The 2,470-nt window shown below is 72.1% G+C and carries 3 protein-coding genes and 1 pseudogene; all 4 read right to left on the bottom strand.

Translation table 11 applies throughout. The features are described from left to right. Positions 1 to 61: 61 nt before the first annotated feature. Entirely contained in the window at positions 62 to 685 is a 624-nt protein-coding gene (locus AC2W7M_RS23795; RefSeq protein WP_486135429.1) for a 2,3-bisphosphoglycerate-dependent phosphoglycerate mutase, read from the bottom strand. Positions 686 to 699: 14 nt separating this feature from the next. Continuing rightward, complete coding sequence (gene dapB / locus AC2W7M_RS23790) at positions 700 to 1,512, bottom strand: 4-hydroxy-tetrahydrodipicolinate reductase (protein ID WP_486135427.1); 813 nt, start codon at positions 1,510 to 1,512, stop codon at positions 700 to 702. Between the two features lie 38 nt (positions 1,513 to 1,550). Further along, positions 1,551 to 2,192: a DUF1330 domain-containing protein gene (locus AC2W7M_RS23785; protein WP_486135431.1), complete on the bottom strand. Its 642-nt coding sequence runs from the start codon at positions 2,190 to 2,192 to the stop codon at positions 1,551 to 1,553. A gap of 27 nt (positions 2,193 to 2,219) precedes the next feature. Continuing rightward, positions 2,220 to 2,470 (bottom strand): annotated as a pseudogene (locus AC2W7M_RS23780) (orotidine 5'-phosphate decarboxylase / HUMPS family protein); the annotation flags it as partial.

Below are 2,470 nucleotides of genomic sequence, written 5' to 3'. Positions count from 1 at the left end.
CGCGCGACGCGGACCGCGCGCCCCACTCGGCGGCGCCGCGCCAGCCGCGGCTCGCCGCGCCTCAGGCGATCAGGTCGCGGTGCTCGATCACGGTGGAATCCGCCGCGAGCCGGTAGAGGATCGGCGCGCCGGTGGCGAGCTCGCGCTTCATGATGCCCTCCGGCGACAGGCGCTCCAGCACCATCACCAGCGCGCGCAGCGAATTGCCGTGCGCCGCAACCAGCGTGGTCTCCCCGCGCAGCACGCAGGGCAGGATCTCCTGGATGTAGAAGGGCAGCGTCCGGGCCACCGTGTCGCGCAGGCTCTCGCCGCCGGGCGGCGGCACATCGTAGGAGCGGCGCCACTGGTGCACCTGCTCCTCGCCCCACTTCGCGCGGGCGTCGTCCTTGTTGAGGCCGGCGAGGTCGCCATAGTCGCGCTCGTTGAGCGCCTGGTCGCGGATGGTCTTCAGCCCGCCGAGGCCCATCTCGTCCAGCACCAGCTGGCAGGTGTTCTGGGCGCGGGTGAGCGCGGAGGTGAAGGCGATGTCGAAGGCGAGGCCCTCTGCCTTCAGCAGCGTGCCGGCGCGCTTCGCCTCGGCGACGCCCTGCTCGGTGAGGCCGGGGTCGCGCCAGCCGGTGAACAGGTTTTTCAGATTCCACTCGCTCTGCCCGTGACGGACGAGGACGAGGACGCGATCGGACATCTTCTTCTTGCTCCTCAGAAATCGGCGAGGCCGAGCACGTCGGCCATGGAATAGAGGCCGGCGGGGCGGCCCTTGACCCAGCGCGCCGCGGCGAGCGCGCCGCGGGCGAAGATCTGGCGGTCCTCGGCCTTGTGGGCGAGTTCGATGCGCTCGGACGGGCCGGCGAAGATCACCACGTGCTCGCCCACCACCGAGCCGCCGCGCAGGCTGGCGAAGCCGATATGGCCGCTCTTGCGGGCGCCGGTGACGCCGTCGCGGCCGCGCTCGGAGCACTCGTCCAGATGGCGGCCGCGGCCCTCGGCCGCCGCCTCGCCGAGCAGCAGCGCGGTGCCGGAGGGCGCATCCACCTTCTTGTTGTGGTGCATCTCGACGATCTCGATGTCGAAGCTCTCGTCCAGCGTCTGCGCCACCCGGCGGGTGAGCGCGGCGAGCAGGTTCACGCCGAGGCTCATATTGCCGGACCGGACGATGGCGATGGCGCCGGCCGCCTCCTGGAGCGCGGCGAGGTCGGCGGCCGAGAAGCCGGTGGTGCCGATCACCATGGGCGTGGCGGTGGCGGCGAGGCGGCGGGCGAGCCCGACCGAGGCCGCGGGGGTCGAGAAATCCACCACCACGTCGCCCGAAGGCAGCGCGGCATCCACGCTCGTCACGCTGATCCCGGCGGGCCGGCCGGCGGCCATCAGGCCGGCATCCTCGTTGAGATGGGTGCTGCCGGCATATTCCAGCGCCCCGGCCAGAGCGAGCCCCGGCGTGTCGAGGATGGCCGAGATCAAAGCGCGGCCCATGCGGCCGCCGGCTCCCGAGATGACGATGCGCAGATCGGACACGGACTGGTGCTCCGGGTTTCGCGGCAGACGGGCCGCCCTCAGGCGGAGAAGGTCTCGCGGCCGGTGAAGCCGGAGATGATGACGAAGTCCGCCTCCGCGGCCTCCTTGCGGATGGCGAGGGCGCGCTGATAGCCGAGCGAGAAATAGCAGGCGCGCGCCGTCTCCACGTCAGTGAAGGCGAGCACCACGTAGCGCTGGCGGCCCTTGCCCTCCAGCAGCGTGTTGCGCCCGCCCCGCACCACGAACCAGGCGCCGAATTCGGCGAACGGCTCGGCCACCGCAGCGGCATAGTCCTTGTAGCGCTCGGGATCGCTCACATCGATGCGCACCATCCAGTAGCCGAGCGGCCGGCCGGCGACCGGCGTCGGCGGCGCGGCCGAGGGCTGCGGGCCGTCGAAGCCTTCCACCGCGGCAAGGTCGCAGATGGCGGTCGCGCCGCGCAGCCGGGCGATCGGCGCGTATTCGGACGAGGAATGGGCGGCGACCGCCGCCTCGAACGAAGGGAATTCCACCAGCACGTTGCGGTGGCGCTTGATGCCTTCCATCTGCTCGAAATCGCCGCCGCGCACCAGGAACGGAATGTGGTGCCGCTGCGCGTAATCGAGGTTCGCGTCGCGGTAGGTGATGAAGTCAACGGGGTTGACCACATCGAGGTTCAAGAACCAGTAGCCCTTCGCCATCCCTGCGCCCCCCCCTTTGCCGCTCCAGGCCGCGGCCAGCTCCGCGACGATGGCCCGCGCGCCGCCAGCGGGTCGGCGGCCGCCGTGACCGGGCGACCCACCACGATCATGTCCGCACCGGCCCGCCGCGCGTCGGCGGGCGTGGCGATGCGCTTCTGGTCGCCCACGTCGGCCCCGGACGGACGCACGCCGGGCGTCACCACGAGGCCCGACGGCCCGAGGATGGTCCGCACCATGGCCGCATCGGTCGGCGCGCAGATGACGCCGGCGACGCCCGC

Source organism: Xanthobacter sp. BG11Y11_SDJG (assembly GCF_057364445.1).
Note: the sequence above shows the minus strand (reverse complement) of the source record. Positions and strands in the feature narration are given on the sequence as shown.

Bases quoted from the DNA above. Each gene is read 5' to 3' on its own strand.
- AC2W7M_RS23785 (WP_486135431.1), bottom strand. From the start codon at position 2,192: ATGGCGAAGGGCTACTGGTTCTTGAACCTCGATGTGGTCAACCCCGTT.
- AC2W7M_RS23795 (WP_486135429.1), bottom strand. From the start codon at position 685: ATGTCCGATCGCGTCCTCGTCCTCGTCCGTCACGGGCAGAGCGAGTGG.